The following is a 22,729-nucleotide window of genomic DNA, read 5'->3' on the forward strand; positions in this document are numbered from 1 at the left end:
AGTGAGTTATTTTACGCTACTTTTTTCTGTGAAACTGTTAAATTTTCTTTATTTCGTATAATAATTCCTTCTAATTCAAGCATTGCGATTTTTCCGGAAATTTCGGCGACTGACGGAATGCAATCTGATTGTTCTTTACTGTAAGAATCCTTTATTATTTCGTATATTCTGTCAATATTTGCAAGCTCTCGTTTGCGCTTGCATGTTGTAATAGCTTTAAGAATTAGTTTTTGCATATTGTCATAATTTTTGGATTCTATGATTTCGTTTACAGTATTTGGTTGAGCGTAAGCCAAGTAATGGTGAGATTGCGGGAAGAGTATGTCTATATCTTGCTTAGAGCACACCATTATTGCTTGTGAATCATGGATAATTTTATTGCATCCAGCATTATGCGGATGAGTAATATCTCCTGGTATTGCATACAGCTCTCTGTTTAAATCCGTTGCCCATGTGGCAGTGTTTAAAGCTCCGGACTGAAGTCGTGCTTGTGCAACTAAAACTTTTGAAGAAAGTGCCGCAATAATGCGATTTCTTAGCAGAAAACGGTGCCCAACCGGAGTAGTATCCGGGCATAGTTCACTAATGCAAGCTCCATCGTTTTCAATAATTTGATTAAAAAGCTGCTCGTTGCTTTTTGGCCCCATATGGTTTAGTCCTCCTGCAAAAACTGCAATAGTTCTACCAATAGGCTTATTTCCTTCACATGTTGTTGCAGCTGCGATTGCTCCCCAATGTGCAGCAGCATCGATTCCATAAGCTCCTCCAGAAATAACGGTGTGACCTTTTTCTGCGCAATGGTAAGCAAACTGGTATGCAAGTTCTCTTCCATAGTCAGTACAAAATCTAGATCCCACAATTGCAAGAGGATTATGGCATTGCGTTAGTGCATTCGGGTTCCCAATTCCCCATATGCATAATGGTGGTGCAAAATGGCTGTGATAAGCCAAGTCTTGCAATTGTTTTGGCCAATATTTGCTGTGCGGAGCAATAATCCACTGTTTTCCTGAGTCTGTGAACCAATTGCATAACTCATCTCTATCCCATGTTGGTAAGTGAGTTAGTCTAACGCACCATTTTGCAATAGTTTTATGCAATAGTTCTAGGGATTGATTAACGTTGTTATTTTTGTAACCCCAAGCTGTTAATCCTTTATTAAAATATTTTTCTAAAGTTGATATTTCTTTGTGTTTGCTTATGCAATGCCACATTGTGTCTACTAATTCTTGATTAGTATCGCGCTTAGCTGCGTATTTAGTTTTTGCACTATTGCTATTTTCTTGATCAGCTGATTCGCATGTAATTGGCAGTTGCATTTGCTGCGCTGAATAATCCGACTTGTATGCCATAAAATGCTGAGACATAGTTTTAAGCGATGTAACAATATCACTAGCATGACTGCTTCCTAAAAGTAGCGTGTACATAAGAGCGTCTGCGCCTTCAAGACAAAATGTGAGAATAGCGCGAGAAAGTGTTTCTTCATCAACATTTGTAAGCTCGTTGCTTGAGTTGCTTGAATTTACTAAATTGTTGCGCTGATTATTCGTGACGTTACTATTTGCGTTACTATTTGCATCATTATTTGCATCATTATTTGCGCTATTATTTTGGCTAATAGTGTTCATATTCTTGTCCTTAAACTAATAGCTTGAGCCATGTCTGTCATATCTGGAGAAGAATGCCCAGAAAGATCAGAAAGAGTCCATGCAAGTCGTAAAGCGCGATCAGCTCCGCGCAAACTTAGTTGATGTTTTTCTAATGCTTTATTAATAAGATCAACAGCCTGTTTAGAAGTGTATTTACGAAGCCACGTTCCGGATGCTTGCGCATTACAATCCCAGCCTTGTTTTTCAAAACGATCGCGCGCAATTTGACGTGCTGCTATTACGTTATTTCGCATCATTTTGCTTGTAAGAGGCGTGCTTGAGATTGTATTCTGAGAGCTATTTTGCTGCGGATTTGGCATAATAATTCGCTCTACAGGAGGAACATCCATTTGAATGTCAATCCTGTCTAAAATAGGTCCAGAAAGACGTGAAAAATATCTAGCTCTTTCGCGTTCTTTACAAGTGCAGCGCTCGCCATTTCCGTACGCGTATCCGCAAGGGCATGGATTTGCTGCAATAACAAGTTGGAATTTTGCAGGATAAAGTGTTGTTCCTTTTGAACGAGAAATAGCAATGTGTCCAGATTCCAAAGGTTCTCTAAGAGTTTGTAATACTCTAGGAGAAAATTCTGGAGCCTCATCCATAAACAGCACACCGCAATGTGCTCTAGTGATAATTCCAGGCTTTGCAACTCCCGTTCCGCCTCCAATAAGAGAAGCTGCAGAAGCAGTATGGTGAGGTGCTTCAAACGGCGGTATGTCACTAATTCCATAGTAGGGAAGTGTGCCACAAAGTGAACGAATTGAAGCAACTTCGAGCTGTTCTTGCTCGTTAAGAGGGCACATAATGCTTGGAATTCGTGAAGCTAGCATTGTTTTTCCAGATCCAGGAGGGCCAATCATCATCACGTGGTGTCCGCCGGCTGCAGCAACTTCTAAAGCCCACTTTGTGTGTTCTTGCCCAATAACTTCCGACATGTCGCCGATTTCGTATTTTGGATCAACTTGCAAAGGGGAAGCGCTTTCTTCGTGAATTGACGAATTATGTTCTTCTTCTCCGTTGCTGTAATTTCCATTTCGCTCAATAACTCGCATATGCTTATACGCAGGGTCTTCTTCAATAAGCTTTAGTGATTCTTCGCTTAAACTGCCGTGCAGTTGCGTCACCAAATCTAAAATATGGTGAATTCCAATAGCTTCAATTCCATCTACAAGTTGTGCTTCAGCAAGATTTTCTTGCGGAATAATTATTCGCTTAAAATTCCTCTTTTTTGCGTAAAGTGCAATAGGAAGAATACCTTGAATTGGTAATACTGTGCCGTCAAGGTTTAGTTCTCCCAAAATAACAGTGTTTTCCAGTTCGGAAAGTGGAATATATTTTTCTGCACTTAATATGCTTGCAGCGATTGCAAGATCGTATGACGATCCGCTTTTAGGCATTGAAGCAGGCGATAAGTTTACTGTTACTCTTCCTTCAGGCCATTTGCAATGTAAAGCGAAATGTGCTGATTTAACGCGCTCTCTAGCTTCACTTAATGAAGTGTCTGGTAAGCCAATAATAGAAAAGTTTGGCATGCTTCCAGATATAAAAGCTTGTAGCTTAATAGTAAAAGCTTTAAGACCAATAAGTCCTATTGATGTTGCGTTTCCAATATGCATTAGAAGGCTCCTTGAACATGAGTGAATTGGATTGGTGAATTATCTTTAATTTCTTCCAAAGCTTGCAATTCGTACGCAGAATCTGGGTAAGTGTATTTGCTAATAACAAGAATTGATACAGCGTCAAATCGAATACGGTAATGAGGTATGTCGCTGCCGAATTCTTCCAGCCATTTCATGCCAGCTGTTCGTAATTTGCTGCGTTTTTCTTGAGTAATTGCTTCAAGTGGAGTGCCGCAACGTACGCTTCGTCTAGTTTTTACTTCCACGAATACTAATTTCTGTTCTGGAGTAACCATTACTAAATCAAGCTCTCCATTGCGGCAATGCCAGTTTCGGTCAATAACATGCCAGCCTTTTTGCATAAGTCGCAAAGCGGTGTATTTTTCGCCCAGTTTTCCCAACTCTTTGCTTTCAAGAGAATCATCTTGAAGCTCTTTGGATACTTGTTCAAGTTTTTCTTGCAAAAATACTTGAGCAGTCTCAGCGTCGTCAATCTCGTCAAGCGAGATAATTTCATCATCAATAATGTGTTTTTGTGTAATCATGTTGCTATTTTCTGATGTTATTAAAATGCAATCTAGCTTTTTTGCTCATTGTGGATAAAAGCTATGTTCGGCGTGTTGCTTACGTAATTTCTTGTATTTGCAAAGTTTTTATATTAAAAATTTCCCTATTTTATGCAAATTGTGAATTCGTTATAGCTAATTCTGATAACTTAAGGTATGTACGAATGTTTGCAACTGTCATATTGTCGTTATCACTTGCAAAAGCAAAGCAGAAAGTAGAAACGAAATAAATTAATAAAACTATCTACTTTTGCAAAAATAAAACGCAGTCGCCTAACAGGAGGGGTATTATGAGCGCTACTGAAGAAACGCAAGGAAAGTATCATTTTGAAACCTTGCAGTTGCATGTTGGCCAGGAGCAGGCGGATCCGGCAACTGATTCTCGCGCAGTGCCAATTTATCAAACAACAAGCTACGTGTTCCATGATTTTGATCATGCTGCTGCTCGTTTTGATTTGCGCGACGCTGGAAATATTTATGGCCGTTTGACGAATTCTACTCAAGATGTTTTTGAGCGCAGAATTGCAGCTCTTGAAGGTGGTACTGCTGCTTTGGCTGTTGCTTCCGGTGCTGCGGCTGTCGATTATGCAGTTCGCAATATTACGCAGCAGGGCGATCACATTGTTTCTTCAAAGAATGTGTATGGCGGCACTTATAACCTGCTTCGTCATACTCTTCCTCGAGATGGTGTAACAACCACTTTTGTTGATCCTAAGAATCCTCAAAACTTTGAGGATGCTATTCAGTCAAATACGAAGCTAGTTTATTTTGAAACTTTTGGCAATCCTAACGCAGACTTGCCTGATTTTGAAGCTATTGCCGAAATTGCGCATCGTCATAATCTTCCTGTTTTTGTTGACAACACTTTTGCAACTGCCTACCTTTTCCGTCCTCTTGAGCATGGTGCAGATATTGTAGTTGAGTCTGCTACGAAGTTTATTGGCGGTCATGGCACAACTCTCGGTGGTGTTATTGTTGAAGGCGGCAATTTTGATTGGGCTAAAGTTCCTGGAAAATTCCCAACTCTTACGGAAGCTGACCCTAGCTACCATGGTTTGAATTTCTATGAAGCTCTTGGCTCTGTGGCTTTTGTGACGCGTATTCGTGCGATTATTTTGCGCGATACTGGCGCTTGCATTAGCCCGTTTGCAGCATTCTTGCTTTTGCAAGGCACGGAAACTTTGAGTTTGCGAGTTGAACGTCACGTTGAAAACGCGTTGAAGGTTGTGAAATATTTGCAAACTGTGCCAGAAGTTGAGTCGGTAAGTCATCCTTCTATTGAAGGTCGTTCTGATCACGAGCTGTATAAGCGTTACTTCCCGAACGGCGGAGGCTCTATTTTCACTTTTGATATTAAAGGTGGAAGGGATGCAGCTCGCGTATTTATTGACAATTTGAAGCTTTTCTCGCTTCTTGCAAATGTTGCTGACGTAAAATCCTTAGTTATTCACCCTGCTTCTACTACGCACTCTCAGGAAACTACTGAAGAGTTGGAAGATCAGGGCATTCATGAAGGAACTATTCGCTTGTCTATTGGAACTGAGCATATTGACGATATTCTTGCTGATTTGCAGCGTGGATTTGACGCAGTTCGTAAAGCAGGACTTGCTTAATAAGAGAAAGCGAAAGTAAAAGTAAAAATTATTAATTAAAAATATTCCTGAAGATCCATTACCATTTTATTCGGAGCGCATATTGTACTGCATGTTGTACTTGTATGCGCTCCGATTTTTTGTGCATATTCTGTAAATTTACGCATCATACTTTAGGATGAGATGCTAATTTTTTCTCAATAATTTCCGCCTTACGCACGATGTAACCAGCCGTCTTTTCTCGTAAATTTAAGTATTAGCAATAGATAACTATGCGATTACTACTTTTTAAGAAAAGGAGCAGGAATGAACAGTCCATACGAAACAAGCTCATACGATGGCGACGATGGCTTAGATTTCAAAGCAGATTCGAATCAAAATTTGATTGGTGAAACTGCGGTTGCAGCTTTACATGTTGTAAAAGATTTTGGCAAGGGTGCAGGCATTGTTCACGCTTTGCGAGATGTAAGCGTAAGTTTTGAGCGCGGCAAGTTTACTGCGATTATGGGTCCTTCTGGCTCTGGAAAGTCAACGTTAATGCATTCTTTGGCTGGTCTTGACAGTGTTAATTCTGGAAAAGTTTTGGTTGATGGATTAGATATTACAGGCATGAGCGATAAGCAGCTTACGCTTATGCGTCGCGAAATGGTTGGGTTTATTTTCCAAAGTTTTAATCTTCTTCCAATGTTTAGCGCTGAGCAAAATATTCTTATGCCTCTTACTTTGGCAGGTAAAAAGCCAGATAAGCAATGGTTTAATACTTTGGTTTTAACTCTTGGTTTGCAAGATCGCTTAAAGCATAGGCCTGCTGAGCTTTCTGGTGGTCAGCGACAACGAGTGGCAATTGCGCGAGCTTTAATCTCTAAGCCTTCCGTAGTTTTTGCAGACGAGCCTACCGGAAATCTTGACTCTGCTTCCAGCTCAGAAGTTTTGCATTTCTTGAAGAAGTCTGTAACTGAGCTTGGTCAAACTGTGATTATGGTTACGCATGATGCTGTTGCAGCCTCTTACGCGGATCGAGCAATCGTGTTTGCGGATGGCCAAATCGTTGAAGACGTGCAAAATCCTACTGCGGAAGGCATGAGCAAGATGCTTATGGAACGCAGCGAGGCTGGTATTAATAATCAGTCTGCTCAATTGCAATAAAAGGTGGTGAAGTTAGAATGTGGAAAATCGCGCTAAAACTTATGCGTAAAAGCGTGCGCATGCTAATCGCCTCTGGAATTGCAATTCTTATAGGCAGCATGTTTATGAGCGCTACTTTGCTTTTTGTAAACAGTGTTGACGACTTGATGGTTCGCAATGCAACGGAAGAATTCCATAGCGCAAATTATGCAATCTCATCTAAAAGCTCTAACAGCTCTCCGAGTAGTGAAATTCATTATAAAGACCTTCATTTAGACAAAATATCGAAGATGCCTGGTGTAAACGGTATTCGCAGTAACGATGCGACTGCGCTTGTAAGAGTAGAAAAAGGTGATAAATCAGTTACAAGTATTGCTTGGTCTAGTGGTTTGTATGGAAATCTTCCTGTGTATAAATCAACAGAAGGTAGAGATCCGCAAAAAATAGGCGAAATTACGCTTATTAAAAGTATTGCTAAATCCATACATGCAAATATTGGCGATACTATAACCTTGGTTAAAGTAGATGACACTGGCGGAAATAAAGAAAAATCATACGATGTTCGTGTGGTTGGTCTTGTTGACGATGGAGAACATTCTCAAATACCATTTTCAAATCGTGGCATATATCTTGGCGGCGTAACGAACGATTTTTGTGCAAAACTCAACAATCTTAAAAATTTTGACAATCAAGTTGTGCAAAGCAAAGTGTACATGAGTATTGATGAATCTAAAATAAACGATTTATCTCCTAAGATTAATGCTTTGCTTCCAGAGCAATTTTCGCTTATGTCTAGGCACGAAGTTGGTGTAAGAGCTGTTCGAAATATGTCCAACGGCACTAATTTTGTAACCATGTTCTTACTATCGTTTGGTGTTCTAGCATTGCTTATTTCTTCGCTTGTTATTGCAAACACATTCCAAGTTTTGGTTGCTCAACGCAGACGCACTCTTGCACTTTTGCGCGTAATTGGCGCACAGTCGCACCAGCTTTATGCTGCAGTTTTGCTTGAAGCTGCAATACTTGGAGTTATTTCTGCGGCTATTGGCGTGCTTTGCGCAATAGGATTTATGGGCGCAATTAGTAACTTGAATATTAATTCTGGACCATTATCTAAAATTCCTTTGATTGTTTCACTTCCGGCGATTGTGTGGCCAATAGTAATTGGTGCGATTGTAACAGTTCTTGCATCTATGGGTGCTGCTCGATCTGCTACAAAAGTAACGCCTATGGAAGCGTTGCGACCAATGGATTTGATTAAAGATAAGCGTGCAAGCATTCTTCGCTCTGTTTTTGGCGTTCTACTTATTGTTGTAGGTATTTTATTTACGGCTTTAAGTGCTACTTCTTTGGCAAGCATGATTGCTCAGCAGTCACCTAATGCTGGTGCTGACTCTTGGAGGACTTTGCTCGGGGCAGTTTTTGGATGCGCGCTTGTGTTTATTGGAATTATTATTACAGCAACATTCTGGATGCCGTTTGCTATGAAGGCAACTGGCGCAGTTATGGCACTTTGTGGGCCTGCATCTAAGGTTGCTAACGCAAACGTGCAACGAAACCCTAGAAGAGTTGCTGCAACTGGAACGGCTTTGCTTATTGGCGTAACGCTTGTTTCAACAGTAGTAACTGGCGCAATCTGCGGTAGAGCAACTGTTAAAGGTGTTGTTGATGACCGTTACAGTGTTGACATTATTATTCAAGGCAAGAATGTTGATGAGTCTTTAGCTGCCGATATTTCAAAGATTAGTGGAATAAAGCATACTGAGTTGCTTCCTGCAGTTCCTATGACTTTTAAGAACGCTAAGGGCAAAACTGAGTACGCTATGACAGCTGGAGTTGATAATGTAGATCAGCTTCGAAATGTAATGCACACTGACCTTGATGGCGTCAATATAACCAAAGATTCTGTGCTTTTGCCTAAGTTTAATGATGAAGGTGGAGAGCCTTTTGACCTTAAAAAAGGAAACCTTAATCTGCAAGCTTACGTAGAAAAGTACAGTTCTGGTGAAACAGACAGCAATAATATTACGCCATTTACCGGCATGAATACAGACCCGAGTAATAACGATAAAAGCATTACTGTAAAACAAGTTCAGTTTAAGACGTATCGAAATGTTGGTGTGTATTCAAATAATACTGCTTTTGTGAGCAAATCCTACTTCAATAACTACCTTAAGCCTACAACGCATATTTTGCTCATTTCGGTAGATTCTAGCAAGGCTAATCTTGTAGATATTGCTAAAAACATTCAAAATGTTAAATCTAGTTATGCGGAGGTTATGGCTACTGGAAGCGTGTTTGAGCGAGCAAAGTGGGAGAGTACTATTGACATAATGATGATGTTGCTTGTTGGCTTAATAGCAGTAGCTGTTGTGATTGCTTTAATAGGCGTTGCAAACACATTAAGCTTGTCTGTTATTGAGCGAACCAAAGAATCTGCAACTTTGCGCGCAATAGGCATGACAAGAGGCCAAGTTAGAAGGTCTCTTGCGTTGGAGGCAACGTTGATTTCCTTAACGAGTACTGTTTCTGGTTTGATTGTTGGAACAGCATTTGGTTGGATTGGATCCTACATGGTATTTAGCACAATTGGCAAAGTTCCGTTTGTAATTGATTGGACTATTTACGCGGTTCTTGCTCTAATCGCTTTACTTGCAGCTCTTCTTTCCAGCGTGCTTCCAGCTCGTAGAGCAGTAAAGTCTTCGCCAGTGGTTGCGCTCGCGGAGGACTAAATTTCGCAAAAACTATATGTGAAAGATAGTTTGTAGAAGTTAATTTGCAGAAAAATAAAGATAATGCTGGTGTGTAAATTTTACGTGCCGGCATTATCTTTTTTCTAAGCGTTTTCGACACGCAGAAAAAATTTGTATTATCGTTATTATTTTTTTATTAAAATGTACGCATAATTATGCGAAGACTGTAATTTTATGTATAAAAATAGCATTTTTTATTAGAGATATTTAAAAATAATACGATTATTATTCATAATAACAAATTTTGCCGGAAATTTTACGAATAAATAGCGTTGAAAATGTATTTATTTCTTTGTTATGCTCAAGAATGACTGCTGACATAAGTTAGACGTGAAGGCCGCTACGAGCAAGGAGTAGAAAATATGGTAACGGTCAAGAAAAAATCTGCCGCAGCAATTGCAGGAATCTTATTGTTGATGCAAAGCCCAATGCCAGCGTGGGCGCAAGAAGCGGCTAATGATGTTCAAACTAATATGCAACCAGCAGCAGAGGCGACTGTAAAAGCGCCTACTGCAAATGATGTGCGCCAGTCTGAAGAGCAAGTTGATAAGCTAAAATCCCAGGTCAATGATTACGAAACTAAGATAAAAGAAGCAAATATTAATTCTAGCGAACTTAATAATAAAATTACAGGCTTAAACAATCAAATACAACTTCTGCAAAAGGAATGGGAAACAATTCCAGGACACGGCAGCGAAGCAAATGAAATTCAACAAAAAATTAACTCTCTTAAAGAACAGCACACAAAAAGTAAAGAGGATATAGAAAAAACTAAGGAAAGAAAAAATACTCTTCAAAATGAGTACGATCAGGAGAGTGAAGCTCTCGCAAAATTGTCGAGTGAACAGTTAAGAAAAAAGCAAGCAGTTACTGATTTAGAAAACCAATTAGCCACATTGCAAGAATCTCTGACAAGCAATGGGAAGCAATATGACAATGAAATTGAAAAGTTAACTAAGGAAATTAAAACTGCAGAAGAATCAGTTAGCTCCCTTACGCAGCAACTCAATGAGCATAATACAAAAGCCGAATCGTTAGAAAAAGAATTAGCTGGAATCGGCGAAAAGCTCGTAGCAAAACAGATGGAGCAAAAACAGTTTAATAAAGAGCTGCTTAAGCGCAATATTAACGATGATGATACTGAGAAAATCATTAACCTACAAGATGCTATTGATTCATTAAGCAAGCAATTTAACAACAAGCAGAGTGAATCAGAAGCAGCTGATAATAAGTATATTGAAACAGAAAAGCAGCGTAATTTAGCATTACAGACAATTAAAAATTACCAGCAACAAAAGCAAACTGCTACTGACAGTAAGGAAGCATTGTCGCGAAATATAGCAGAAACTGAAGCGCAAAAGAAACAAGCTGAAAGTGAGCATAAAAGTATTTCTGCAGATTATGAAAAGAGGTTTAAAGAATTTAGTAATAAACATTATGCGATAGAAGAGCTTGGAAGCCAAATAACTCAGGCTGAAAGCGTACTTAGTAATTTAGAAAAACAAATTCAAGATGATACGCAAAAGCTAGAAACTATTAAGCAGAATACAGAAAAGAGTGCACAGTTTGATGCACGAATAGCGCAACTGAATGAGCGAAAGTCTACTTTGCAGCAGCAGCAAAATGATCTTGCAGATTCTATTGCTGAGTTGCAGTCTCATTTAGCGGAAAGTTCTAAACAGCATGAAAATGCCGTTAATGAATACAAAAGCTTGCGCGATAGCTATAACCGTAGGAATCCTAATGCTCCGTACGTATCGATGTACCAGCATTCTGGTTCAGCATCGCAAAATAGCAATGTTGTAGAACGCGTTAAGACGGAAAATAATAAAAATTCGTCGGCTGACGGTAAAGTGCCAGCTCCTTCCGAGGCGGAAAATTCAGCAAAAGAAACTACGCCAGCACAGGCGGAATCTTCGATAAAGCCTGAGTCTGCCCCTGCGCAGCCAAAAACTGGTAAGTTAGTTCCAGAATCCGTAGTGCCAGCTCAAGCCAAAGCCGAGTCTCCAGCTTCTTCCGCTCATGTTGCTGATATTCTGAATTTTGCCGCGTATAAAGCAGAAATTCAGAAAAATAATGCTATTCAAAAGCAATCGGTAAGAGAGCATACTTCTGAAGAACAGTCTGCGAATGAGTCTAATCAGCCAGCTCATTCTGCTGTAGCGAAAACCGCAGTTTCTCAATCTTCTTCAACTAAACAGTCTACTTCTGCAGGAAATAGGACTGAAAGTGAAGGCAAGTCAGCAGAAAAAGGCAAGTCAGCAGAAAAAGGCAAGTCAGCAGAAAAAGGCAAGTCAGCAGACTCTAAGGTTTCTGAAGATACGTCAGCAGATACCAACGCTAAAGAAGCAGACGAAAAGATTTCGGATACTGTAAACGAAAAGCCAAAAGCACAAGCAAGTGCCACGGCTGAAACTAAGCCTTCTGATAACGCGTTTACTACGCTTATATGGGGAGCGCTTGGAGCGTTAACAATTACGGGCGCAGCTGCTGCAGGCGTAACTGTTATGCGTCATCGCCGTGCTCCTAAAGCATAAATTAAAAAGCTACTAGGTGCGTTGACAATCTAAATTTGCGGCTATTTGTGCATTATGCATTAATAGCCGCATTTTTATATGTTTTGGGTATTTTACGGCTTAACTAAGCCATTTTCGTAAGCAAAAACTACAGCCTGCACGCGGTCTCGAGCATCTATTTTTCCTAAAATATGCGCAACATGCGTTTTAACTGTAGGCAAGCTAATAAATAGTTTGTTGGCAATTTCCTGATTTGAAAGTCCGTGAGCGATTTCAACAAGAACTTCGCGTTCTCTATCAGTAAGCTCTGGAATAGCAGAATTTTCGCTCGCGCAGCTTTGCGTTGCTTGCGTAGCTGAATTTGCTTGTGCGGTAGAACTTTCTTGCGCATTGTAATTTGCAGATCTATTTGCTGTAATATTTGTTGCTACTTTGCCTTGCTGAATCATACTTTCAATCAAACGCTTCGTAGCAGTCGGAGCAATAATTGCGTTTCCTTGATACACCGTTCGTATTGAATTAAGCAAAGTTTCAGGTTCAGTATCTTTCAAAAGGAACCCGGAAGCGCCCGCATGAATTGCGGCCATAACATATTCGTCTAAATCAAAAGTTGTTAAAATAATAATTCGAGTATTTGCGTTAGCTTTCTGCTGCAGAATCCTGCGAGTTGCCTCCAACCCGTCCATTACAGGCATGCGAACGTCCATAAGAATAATGTCTGGATGTTCACTTTCTGTAAGTTTTACTATCTGCTCGCCATTGGCTGCCTGAGCTACCACTTGCATGTCCTGCTGTGAGTTGATTACCATGGTGAACCCAACTCGAACCAACTCTTGATCGTCGGCTATTGCGACGCGAATTACTCCCTTGTTTTCCATATATTCCATAGTATCAAGTTACTCTTGCTTATTTATAGCGTTGTGTTGAATTTGCTCGTCAAGCGAAGGAGCAGGACGAACTGCGATTTCAGTTACATTCGCACCATTATTCGTTGAATTAACGCTGGAGCCGGTTTCTCGTAAGATCCCAAGCAGTTTTCGCATGTATTTAAGTGCCGAACGACCTTCGTCGCTAATATTTTTGAAAGATTTTCTAATTGCTTCACTTTGTTCAAGTGCTTGCTCTGGTTTTGCGCAGTTTTGATTTTCTATATTATTTCTTGCTTCTTCGTATTTGTTGAGCATATCGATACCGCTATTTGCGGCATCGATTACTTTATGTAGTGTAACGGCAACTTTTTGCTGAATATTTGCGCTAAGTCGTTGCCTTTCTGCATTTGCTGCAAGAATTGCTAGCTGTTTTTGTTCTTGCTCAAGTTCCGTTCTGCGTGATTTTAGAAGCAGCAAATTATTATCGTCGTTACGTCGGTAGTAAGCAAACGCAATAACTGTAAAACAAATTAACGCAACTACGAAACCAAAAACTAATCCAACGGACGCTATTTGCATAAGGTCATAAAAATTAGTTGTGTACGCATTAGTTGCAAGAAATTGTATTGGAGTTGCAGTTTGTGGAATATTTCTCGTGACAATACCAATTTTTACAGCAAAAATAGTAGATTCTGCGAGCACTACTGCGCTAACCCATTGCCATGCGTGCTTTTTGCCATAGAGCACAGCAGCATAAACAATGGCTGGTATGAATAAATTAGCAAATAAAATATTTGGTAGGAATATAAGCTGTATTGCAGAAAATACTGCTGCAACAATTGCGCACGTAGTTGGAGCTTTTCTGCGAAACATGAATGGCACCATGGTTGTAAGAGTAAATACCCTATAAAGTATTTGTAATGAAAGCGAGCTTGAATATTGTGAAGGTATTCCAGTTCCAAGAATAAAATCATAAGTCGGCACAAAAAGCATCAGAACAGTCCAAGGTGATGCGTAAATAATGTCTCCAATAAGCCAATGTTTTTCAAACCATTGCGATACTTTCTCAATCCTATTTCGTGAAGTATTGGCTTCTTGCAAACCGTCTGTCAAACCGTCTGCCAACACTTCTGATGATGTTTGATCGCTTGAATTTTCCGGTTTTTCTTGCGCTGCTGATTGATTATTAACTTTTGCATTCTTATAAGTAACGTTAGAAATACTATTTAATAGAGAAGCAGTACTGTTTGATTGATCCGTGCTGTAAGAATATGGAATAAAAGCAACAATACTAAACGTTCCATCTTTTGCTTTTCCATAATCCAGTGTTCCGTTAAGATTCTCAATGCGCTCTTTCATGCCGATTAAGCCGTAGCCATGCTTATGTGTTGCGCTGCTATCTTTCGTTTTCTGCGCTACGATTTTACGCATTTCGTTAGTAATTTTTAACGTTAGTCCTTGATTATCCCATTGTTCGTGAATATTTATTTTAATGCCGTCGCCTGCATGCTTTCGAATATTAGTGAGCGCTTCTTGAACGACTCGGTACGCTACTGTTTGTGCGTCTTTGTTGAGTTGATCCTGAGCATTTGTACCATCTACTGTGTGCCAAAAAATATTTTTAGGGGATGCAATCCTTGCTTGCTCAATAAGTGAAGGTATGTGATTGAAATCCAATTGGTTGGATGGGGAGTCTGTTAAAGCTTCTAGAAGTCGACGCATGTCGTGGACAGCACGTTCAGCTTCATTTTTAATAATGTGCATTGTTTTTTTGGCGAGCGAAATATCTTGAGTTGCAGCATAACGGCCGCCATCTGCTTGCACAATAATAATAGAAAGCGTGTGGGCAACAATATCGTGCATATCCCTAGCAATTCTCGCTCTTTCTGCTGTAACTGCAACATTTTGAGCTTTTTTGCGATATGCACGAATAGCGTTATTGCGCTCTTGCAAAAGTTGAATAGTATGCACATGAGTGCGCTGCCAGTAGCCAATAATAACTGTAATAGTAGTAATAATAATCGCAAAAATTATTGAAGGAATTGCAAAATTAAGTATATCTGAAACGCAACTTTTTATGTTACTACTATTTATATTTTGTACGCTGCAAGAATAACCGTTTTTTAAACGATTGCTGTAATATATTGCTCCCATTACAATATTCCACGATATTATTGCGCAAGATAATATGGTGGTTGCGTAAGCTGTAATAACGAATGCTTTTGAATGTTCTGGATTTCCTCGAGCAATAACGTTAACAAGTAGCACAAAACCAAAGAAATCAGCGAAAAGTCGAGTAGGGCCAAATAGTAATTGCATAATGCAAACAACAATAAAAATAATAGCCGCTTGTTCAGGCCATATTTTTCGTACCGAAAGTAGTAATGCAACAACAATATTTATAAGCGCTACTGTAATAAGAGAACCTTGAGTTAGAAAGCCGTCAATATTGCTTATAACATATCGATTGCTTGAAAGTATAAAAAGAATAAATGGAATAATACCCCATAATATGTCGTTTATCGTAAGCTCATTGCGTAAGCGTTTTATTGCACTGTTAAACATGTGGGGTAGTTTCATACTTACTAGGCTAGTGCATAGTACTTTATAGAACAATCAAACTTGAGTATGATTTATAAATAGAGTGTGTAATTGATAGTTGCAATGTAGCACGAAAATAAAGAAAGGGATAGCAAGATGGCATTGCTTACAAGCTATTATGTTCCGGGATTGCATGTTGAAGAGCGTGCGATTGATGTGCCGCTTGATTGGGAAGGAAACACTCCTGGCGGAGCTATTAAAGGCGAAACAATTCGATTGTTCTGTAGAGTAGTTTGCGCTCCTGAGCATGTGCATGACGATTTGCCGCTGCTTGTGTTCTTGCAAGGAGGCCCAGGCGGGCAGTGCCCACGTCCACTTTCACCTTCGAGCGATGGTTGGATTCAAGAGGCTATTAAGCATTTTCGCGTAGTTTTGCCAGATCAGCGTGGTGTTGGACGCTCTTCAAGAGTTGATGCTTCAACAATGAAACGTATGGCAGATGACGGCGTAAGTGTTGAGCGTCAAGCGTGGTATTTGAAGCGTTTCCTGGCTGATTCCATTATTCGTGATTTTGAGCATTTGCGTCTTACTGAGTTTAACGCTAAGCAGTGGGTTTCTTTAGGGCAAAGCTATGGCGGATTCTTAACGCTTACGTATTTGTCGCTTTTCCCACAAGGATTAATCGCAAGCTTTACAACAGGCGGTATTCCTCATGTTCCTGCAAATGCGCGTGAAGTTTATGAACATACTTTCCCACGCATGGCTCGAAAAACTGAGCAATTCTATGAGCGCTATCCGCAGGATGTTGCTCGTGCTGCTGCTATTGCAGACCGTATTGCTCAAGGAGACGTTACACTTCCAAATGGCGAGAAGCTCACGGTTGAGCGATTCCAAATGTTGGGCTCTTCCTTTGGTATGAAGCCAAGTTTTGAGCGTGTACATTGGCTTCTTGATTCCGCATTCGCAGATGGTGACGGCTCTTTGAAAGCGTTTAAGCACGGTGGTGGAGCTTCTGCAGGTAGCTTAAGTGACGAATTTGTGTACGGTGTCATGGATTCTACAGCTTCTAGTCCACTTTATTGGCCGCTGCAAGAATTTATTTATGCTGACGGCGAATTAGAGCACCCAATTTTGTGGGCTGCACAGCAAGTTAGGGAAACAATGCCAGAGTTTTCTGGTTCTGCTCGTCCTCTTCTTTTTACTGGCGAAGCGATGTTCCCTTGGATGTATGATCAAGAGCTTGCTTTGCAACCGTTCCTTCCAGCGGTTGACTGCTTAATGAAAGATAAGCAGTTTGGCAAGATTTACGATCAAGATCAGCTTGCTAATAACGAAGTTCCGTTGCAATCTGCAGTTTATTTTGACGATATGTACGTGGATTCTGGTCTTCAGCTTGACACTCTTTCTCGTATTTCCAATTCTCATTATTGGACCACAAACGAGTTCGAGCATGACGGTTTGCATGGAGACGTAGTATTTAGTCATCTATTTAATGAAGCGTTGAATCGTGGTGATTTAGAAGGAATTTACAAGCGTTAACGCAATATTATTCTTAACTGTTGCGTGCTTTAAGAGTTTAATAGGGCACTATTTGATATGCTATTAAATCTATTCGTGTAATAAATAGTGCTCTATTTATGAGTATTTATGAGTGCGCAAAAGGGGATTATGTATGAGTAGTAAAACATTTAGTACTGTTGGTTTTATTGGCTATGGCAACATGGCGCAAGCGATTGCTAAAGGTGCTTTGAAACAAGGAGTGCTACAAGGCGAAGATATTATTGCATGCGCTCATAATTTTGAAAAGCTTGAGCGAAATACTTCGCTTATTGGCGCTCGCGCTGTGCATACAGCGAAAGAAGTGTGCGAAGCAAGTGACGCAATCATTATTGCTGTAAAACCTCACCAGGTTGCTAATGTTTTAGAGCCTGTTTCTGATGTTATTGCTAAGCGCGGTATTGCTGTTATTTCTGTTGCAGCCGGTTGGTCGCTTAAGCGTTACCAGGAGATTCTTGGTAAAGATTGCCATGTGCAGTGCATTATTCCGAATACTCCTATTGCAGTCTGCCAAGGCGTGACTTTAGCTGAAACTTCTAATTCTCTTACGGATGCTCAACTTTCAATGTTTAACTCCTTATTTGAGCCAATCTCTTTAGTAGAGCGTGTGGATGCTGAACATATGAATATTGCAATGTGTATTTCCAGTTGTGCTCCAGCTTTTACAGCAATGTATATGGAAGCGTTGGGAGATGCTGGCGTAAAGTACGGTTTGCAAAGAGATTGCGCTTACCGCTTGGCTGCAAAAATGATTGAAGGCTTTGGTGCGCTTTATATGGATACTCGCACGCATCCAGGTCAAATGAAAGACGCCGTGTGCTCTCCAGGAGGAACAACTATTCGAGGCGTTGCGCAATTAGAATCTCGCGGATTTAGGGGAGATGTTATTTCTGCAGTTGATGCTATTGAAAATAGAAACTAAATAAACTAAACAAATTAAGTAAAGTAAGTAAACTAAATAAAGTAAGTTGTGTCGGCTTTCCCGACGCTGGTCTAAACTAGGTAAATATGTCTTTAACTATTGGAATTGTCGGCTTGCCAAATGTGGGCAAGTCCACTATGTTTAATGCTTTAACTCGTAATAACGTTTTGGCAGAAAATTATCCGTTCGCAACTATTGAGCCAAATACTGGTATTGTTCCTCTGCCGGATCGTCGTCTTCCAGTGCTCGCAAAGTTGGTTAATACCGAAAAGATTGTGCCAGCAACAGTTACTTTTGTTGATATTGCAGGCATTGTTAAGGGTGCTTCCGAGGGTGAAGGCTTAGGAAATAAGTTCCTTGCAAATATTCGAGAAGCAGACGCAATTTGTGAAGTTGTTCGCGCGTTTAATGATGACGATATTGTGCATGTGAATGGCAAAGTTGATCCTGCAGACGATATTGACACGATTAACACTGAGCTTATTCTTGCCGATATGCAAACTATTGATAATGCTTTGCCAAAGCTTGAAAAAGATTTGCGCGGCAAAAAAGTTACGCAAGAATACGTAGACGCTGTAAACAAAGCTAAAGAAATTCTTGAATCTGGCAAAACTATTGATCAAGCTCATAACGAAAAGCTTATTGATAAAAACGACGTGTATGATTTGCACTTGCTAACTGCTAAGCCATTTATTTACGTGTTTAACGTAGATGATTCTGAGCTTGCCGACGAAGATTTAAAGTCTAAGCTTTCTGCTTCCGTGGCACCTGCTAAAGCAATATTCTTGAATGCCCAATTTGAGTCCGAACTTACTGAGCTCGACGAAGCGGATGCTCGCGAAATGCTTGAAGATGCTGGTTTAAAGGAATCTGGTTTGGATCAGCTTGCGCGCGTAGGTTTCGACATTTTAGGCCTTCAAACTTACTTAACTGCTGGTGTTAAGGAAGTTCACGCTTGGCAAATTCATAAAGGTTGGACTGCTCCTCAAGCTGCTGGCGTAATTCACACTGATTTTGAGCGCGGCTTTATTAAAGCAGAAATCGTATCTTACGACGATTTTGTAGCAGCTGACGGCTCCATGGCAAAAATTAAGGAAGAAGGAAAACTTCGCCTTGAAGGCCGCGATTACGTCATGCAAGATGGAGATATTGTTGAGTTCAAATTCAACGTATGATATTTATTGCGCAGCTTTACTAATATTAAATATTTAATACGAAATTTATTTTATTAAATAATAAATTTTGTTTTTTTAGCGTTGTTTCCATAAGTCTGCTGGTAGACTAAAAGAAGCAACGCTTTTGCTTACGCAATGGAGATAATATGCAATTTATTCGTAATATGTTAAGCGACATACAAAAGTGCGCTCGCATTGTAAGAATTACGCGTAAATTGTGGAAATATGGTTCAAAATTTGTTCGAACTGTAATTGTTGTTGTGCTTGTTAGCGTATTATCTGCTCTTCTATGTTTTGTTGGATTCGAAATTTCTAATATGCTGTCTGCAAGATCTCGTAATTCGTTACGATTGCAACAAACAACGCTAAGCAGTAGTGGTGCAAAAAGAAGTGATTTAAATAAGTCTGATATTAAAAAAGAACTTTCTAATTCTAAAAATAAGCGTTCTAAAGCAGAATATAGTAAAAAACGCACTGCTAGTAACAGATTGTGGAAGAGCCCAACAGGAGGCGCGTACCCAAATATTTCTGGTATAAAAGCTGAAAATATTAAAGTAAATGTAAATCTAAAAAAGCAACGCGTTTATATTATTGCTGAAGGCAAAACTGTTTATTCGATGATTATGAGTTCGGGAGTAAATGATTCTACGCCTCATGGAGATTACCATATTAATATGCGCGGAAAGCATTTCTTTAATGAAAACGAGGGTATTGGAGCGGATTATTGGGTAGGCTTTATTGGCGCGCAATATTTGTTCCATTCTGTTCCAACAAGTTATAACTTTGGAGATTATATTCCTTCTGAAGGCAGAAAACTTGGTTCGCCTGCATCTCACGGTTGCGTGCGTTTAAGCGTTCCTGACGCAAAATGGTTTTACGATAATATTCCTGATGGAGCTAAAGTTCATATTGGTTAGATGAATTGTATAAGTGCAATTTAAGTAGTTTTATTTTTGATTGTTTGATTATTTGATTATTACAAATAAAAAAGAGGGCCTTCTGTTGAAGTTGAAGGTCCTCTTTTTATGCTTATAAGTTATTTAATTTAATTAAAAGAACAAAGTTGCAGCTACGCAAGCCAAGGCTACCAAAACAATAGAAGCCAAGAAGCTTGCTAAGAATGCCATACGTCCTTGCTTAAAAATAACTCGGAAGTTTACGTTAATTCCAAGAGCAGCCATAGCCATGCCAAGGAAAACGTATCCTGCATCAACCAAAGTTGCAGCGATTGCGCTTACGAAAGGAACGTAGGTTCCAATCACGGATGCTGCAATAAATCCAAGCATGAACCAAGGGAAGCTAATCTTATGCTTTCCACCATTTTCAACTTTGCTATGACGAGCATTCCACCAAATTGCAATGAAAATAGATGCTGGAACAAGCATAAGAACTCGAGCAAGTTTCATAATTGTTGCAACGTCGATGCTTCCAAAAGCGCCGCCAGCTGCTACAGCATGTGCGATTTCGTGAAGAGAAGCGCCAGAAGCAATGCCAAGCTGCTGCTTAGTCATGCCAAAGTGAGGAAGAATGAAGATTTCGGCAAGAGCATAAATTGTGCCCATAATTGCAACTGTTGCAACGGCCATAACTTCGTTTTGTTCTTTTTCGTCTTCTTCTTCAGGGAGAACTGGCATAGAACCGGAAAGGCCCATAACTGCAGCTGCGCCACAAATACTTGTGCCACCGGCAGTTAACATTGCAAGTTGAGGATTTACCTTCAAAAGTTTAGCAATGTTATAAGTTACGCAAACCATAACTGCAACTAATACAGCTGCAATAGGCAAGCACTTAATGCCTTTAGTGAACAAATCATGTAAATTCAGCTTAAAGCCGAGAAGAATAATGCCAAGACGAAGAAGCTTATTTGCAATCAAGCCAGCAGCGCTTTTAACCCCTGCTCTCCTTGAAGGATTATTCTTTTTGTATGCGTGCAATGGCAGCTGCAGAGCCATGCCAACAAGCAACGCAATAATAAGAGCGCCCAGAAGTTTTAAGCCTGGGTATTGCTTAAGCCAGCTACCAATGAAGGAAGCTAGAAGTGTCAATACGGCAATAAGAGCCATATCGATGGTGCAGATTTTCTTTTTCCATGTATCAAAGAAATTAACCATTTAGCTCATTATTCTCTCATAATCGGACAAAAACGAACATAAATTAATGATTTGGTCAAATGCTATAAATATCTTGCAAATTTTAATTAAATTTATAAACATAAGTGAGTAAGTGTAAACTTCGGTTGGTGCTTTTTGCGCTCTTTTCGACACACCGATTTTGCTTGAAATTTCAACAAAAATAAGAAGCTTATTTACGATTTTTTATTTATACTCGACACTTATCTTTTGCGTCATTAGAATGTCCATTTGGCATATGGGTCGGTGGCACAATGGAGACCTCCCAGAAGCTGCCATCCCAGCGCTTGACAAGTACCTGTTTTTTTTTTTAAGAGAACAACACTTGTACGCACAGTCTCTTGCAAAACTTGTTTTAACAAGGAGAAGAAATGAGTTCGTTATTTACATGGCAACTTCATGGCGATGGTAAAACCTTAAAGCCAGGTGAAGTAGTTGAGCCAGATGAGCGTTTAACCTGGACGCGTACTGCTGGTATTGGTGCTCAGCATGTTATTGCAATGTTTGGTGCCACGTTCTTAGTGCCTATTCTTACCGGCTTTGATCCATCAACTACTTTGATGTTCACTGCTCTTTCCACGGCACTGTTCTTATTGATTAACGCAAATAAGCTTCCTAGTTATCTGGGAAGCTCTTTTGGTCTTATAGCACCTGTTATGGCAGTAACAGCCGCACATAAGGGAATTGCTGTTGCAAGTTTCGGCATTATGTGCACTGGTTTGCTTCTTGCGATTATTGGTGTTCTTGTGCATTTTGCAGGCGCAAAGTGGATTGACGTTATTATGCCGCCAGTTGTTAATGGTGCAATCGTTGCAATTATCGGCTTTAATTTGGGTCCTGCTGTTTGGAGTAACTTCCAGAAAGCTCCAGATACAGCGTTGGTAACGTTGGTTGCGGTTATGCTTATTGCAGTAGTGTTCCGTGGTCTTCTTGGACGTTTGAATATTCTTCTTGGTGTTCTTGTTGGTTATGCTTACGCTTGCTTTAAAGGACAAGTTGATTTTGGCCAGATTGAGCATGCTTCATGGATTGGTTTCCCTAAGTTCCACACTCCACAAGTTGATTTCTCTGTGCTGCTTATGTTCTTGCCGGTTGTGCTTGTGCTTATTGCTGAAAACGTTGGCCACGTTAAGTCTGTAGCTCAGATGACTGGTCGAGATTACGATTCCAAGATTGGCACAGCTTTGTTTGCTGACGGTTTAGGTACTGCTATTGCTGGCTGCTTCGGCGGTTGCGGCACAACTACATATGGCGAAAATATTGGTGTTATGGCTGCAACTAAAGTTTACTCAACTGCAGCATACTGGTGCGCAGCAGCATTTGCGTTTATCTTAAGCCTTTGCCCTAAGTTTGGTGCAATTGTCAACTCCATTCCAGCTGGCGTATTGGGCGGCGTAACAACATTGCTTTACGGCATGATTGGCATGATTGGTGTGCGCATTTGGGTTGAAAATAAAGTGAACTTCGACAAGCCAGTGAATATTATGATTGCTGCAATCGTGATGATTATTGGTATTGCTAACTTCCAGTTTGCTATTTCTGGAATTCAATTCAACGGTATTGCTATCGGCACTGTTGTGGTGTTGGTTGTGTATCACGTTATGAAGGCTATTGGTAAGCTTACTGGCACAATCGCTAAAGACGATCCAGATGTTGCTTAAGCTTAATGCTTCAATCTGATTTAATTTAATCAATTTAATCAACTTAAGCGCGTTC

Annotated in this window: 15 protein-coding genes; 9 read left to right on the forward strand and 6 right to left on the reverse strand. The window is 40.0% G+C overall.

The window, feature by feature from the left end; genetic code table 11:
- Positions 1 to 11: 11 nt before the first annotated feature.
- The 3 genes from dprA to ACTJLE_RS05065 are packed head-to-tail and all read right to left on the reverse strand — an operon-like array spanning position 12 to position 3,813.
- Entirely contained in the window at positions 12 to 1,625 is a 1,614-nt protein-coding gene (gene dprA, locus ACTJLE_RS05055) for a DNA-processing protein DprA (protein WP_481267703.1), read from the reverse strand.
- A complete protein-coding gene (locus ACTJLE_RS05060; protein WP_481267704.1) occupies positions 1,622 to 3,265 on the reverse strand; it encodes a YifB family Mg chelatase-like AAA ATPase in 1,644 nt (547 codons plus the stop codon). The genes dprA and ACTJLE_RS05060 overlap by 4 nt, the downstream gene beginning before the upstream one ends.
- The gene (locus ACTJLE_RS05065) at positions 3,265 to 3,813 is read right to left on the reverse strand and encodes a YraN family protein (RefSeq protein ID WP_481267705.1); all 549 of its coding nucleotides are present in this window, start codon (positions 3,811 to 3,813) and stop codon (positions 3,265 to 3,267) included. Before ACTJLE_RS05065 ends, ACTJLE_RS05060 begins: the two co-directional genes overlap by 1 nt.
- A gap of 311 nt (positions 3,814 to 4,124) precedes the next feature.
- Here ACTJLE_RS05065 and ACTJLE_RS05070 point away from each other — a divergent pair, with 311 nt between their 5' ends.
- The 4 genes from ACTJLE_RS05070 to ACTJLE_RS05085 all read left to right on the forward strand — a co-directional run bounded on the left by ACTJLE_RS05070 (position 4,125) and on the right by ACTJLE_RS05085 (position 11,841).
- Positions 4,125 to 5,447 (forward strand): O-acetylhomoserine aminocarboxypropyltransferase/cysteine synthase family protein, encoded by a 1,323-nt coding sequence (locus tag ACTJLE_RS05070; RefSeq protein ID WP_481267706.1) that lies wholly within the window; start codon positions 4,125 to 4,127, stop codon positions 5,445 to 5,447.
- A 285-nt stretch (positions 5,448 to 5,732) separates the two neighbouring features.
- Positions 5,733 to 6,572, forward strand: coding sequence for an ABC transporter ATP-binding protein (locus ACTJLE_RS05075; protein ID WP_481267707.1), 840 nt, complete (start codon positions 5,733 to 5,735; stop codon positions 6,570 to 6,572).
- 17 nt (positions 6,573 to 6,589) lie between these two features.
- Positions 6,590 to 9,283 carry an ABC transporter permease gene (locus ACTJLE_RS05080; RefSeq protein ID WP_481267708.1) on the forward strand — a complete coding sequence of 898 codons (2,694 nt, stop codon included), beginning with the start codon at positions 6,590 to 6,592 and terminating at the stop codon, positions 9,281 to 9,283.
- A 383-nt stretch (positions 9,284 to 9,666) separates the two neighbouring features.
- Positions 9,667 to 11,841 (forward strand): hypothetical protein, encoded by a 2,175-nt coding sequence (locus ACTJLE_RS05085; RefSeq protein ID WP_481267709.1) that lies wholly within the window; start codon positions 9,667 to 9,669, stop codon positions 11,839 to 11,841.
- Between the two features lie 92 nt (positions 11,842 to 11,933).
- On the opposite strand, the gene ACTJLE_RS05090 is transcribed toward ACTJLE_RS05085, so the two are convergent.
- Together ACTJLE_RS05090 and ACTJLE_RS05095 are read right to left on the reverse strand one after the other, a co-directional pair.
- The gene (locus ACTJLE_RS05090) at positions 11,934 to 12,707 is read right to left on the reverse strand and encodes a response regulator (protein ID WP_481267710.1); all 774 of its coding nucleotides are present in this window, start codon (positions 12,705 to 12,707) and stop codon (positions 11,934 to 11,936) included.
- Positions 12,708 to 12,716: 9 nt separating this feature from the next.
- A complete protein-coding gene (locus ACTJLE_RS05095; protein WP_481267711.1) occupies positions 12,717 to 15,269 on the reverse strand; it encodes a sensor histidine kinase in 2,553 nt (850 codons plus the stop codon).
- Between the two features lie 117 nt (positions 15,270 to 15,386).
- Here ACTJLE_RS05095 and ACTJLE_RS05100 point away from each other — a divergent pair, with 117 nt between their 5' ends.
- The 4 genes from ACTJLE_RS05100 to ACTJLE_RS05115 all read left to right on the forward strand — a co-directional run bounded on the left by ACTJLE_RS05100 (position 15,387) and on the right by ACTJLE_RS05115 (position 19,801).
- Positions 15,387 to 16,769, forward strand: a complete 1,383-nt coding sequence (locus ACTJLE_RS05100; protein WP_481267712.1) for an alpha/beta fold hydrolase — start codon at positions 15,387 to 15,389, stop codon at positions 16,767 to 16,769.
- A 133-nt stretch (positions 16,770 to 16,902) separates the two neighbouring features.
- On the forward strand, positions 16,903 to 17,709 hold the full coding sequence (gene proC, locus ACTJLE_RS05105; protein ID WP_481267713.1) for a pyrroline-5-carboxylate reductase: 807 nt from the start codon (positions 16,903 to 16,905) through the stop codon (positions 17,707 to 17,709).
- Positions 17,710 to 17,795: 86 nt separating this feature from the next.
- Positions 17,796 to 18,884 (forward strand): redox-regulated ATPase YchF, encoded by a 1,089-nt coding sequence (ychF, locus tag ACTJLE_RS05110; protein WP_415683855.1) that lies wholly within the window; start codon positions 17,796 to 17,798, stop codon positions 18,882 to 18,884.
- A 146-nt stretch (positions 18,885 to 19,030) separates the two neighbouring features.
- Positions 19,031 to 19,801 (forward strand): L,D-transpeptidase, encoded by a 771-nt coding sequence (locus tag ACTJLE_RS05115; RefSeq protein ID WP_481267714.1) that lies wholly within the window; start codon positions 19,031 to 19,033, stop codon positions 19,799 to 19,801.
- 132 nt (positions 19,802 to 19,933) lie between these two features.
- On the opposite strand, the gene ACTJLE_RS05120 is transcribed toward ACTJLE_RS05115, so the two are convergent.
- Positions 19,934 to 20,995, reverse strand: a complete 1,062-nt coding sequence (locus ACTJLE_RS05120; RefSeq protein ID WP_481267715.1) for a YeiH family protein — start codon at positions 20,993 to 20,995, stop codon at positions 19,934 to 19,936.
- A gap of 389 nt (positions 20,996 to 21,384) precedes the next feature.
- Here ACTJLE_RS05120 and ACTJLE_RS05125 point away from each other — a divergent pair, with 389 nt between their 5' ends.
- Entirely contained in the window at positions 21,385 to 22,674 is a 1,290-nt protein-coding gene (locus tag ACTJLE_RS05125; RefSeq protein ID WP_481267716.1) for a uracil-xanthine permease family protein, read from the forward strand.
- Positions 22,675 to 22,729 lie beyond the last annotated feature (55 nt).

The sequence above is a fragment of the Gardnerella sp. CCPDSM genome, from assembly GCF_056754715.1.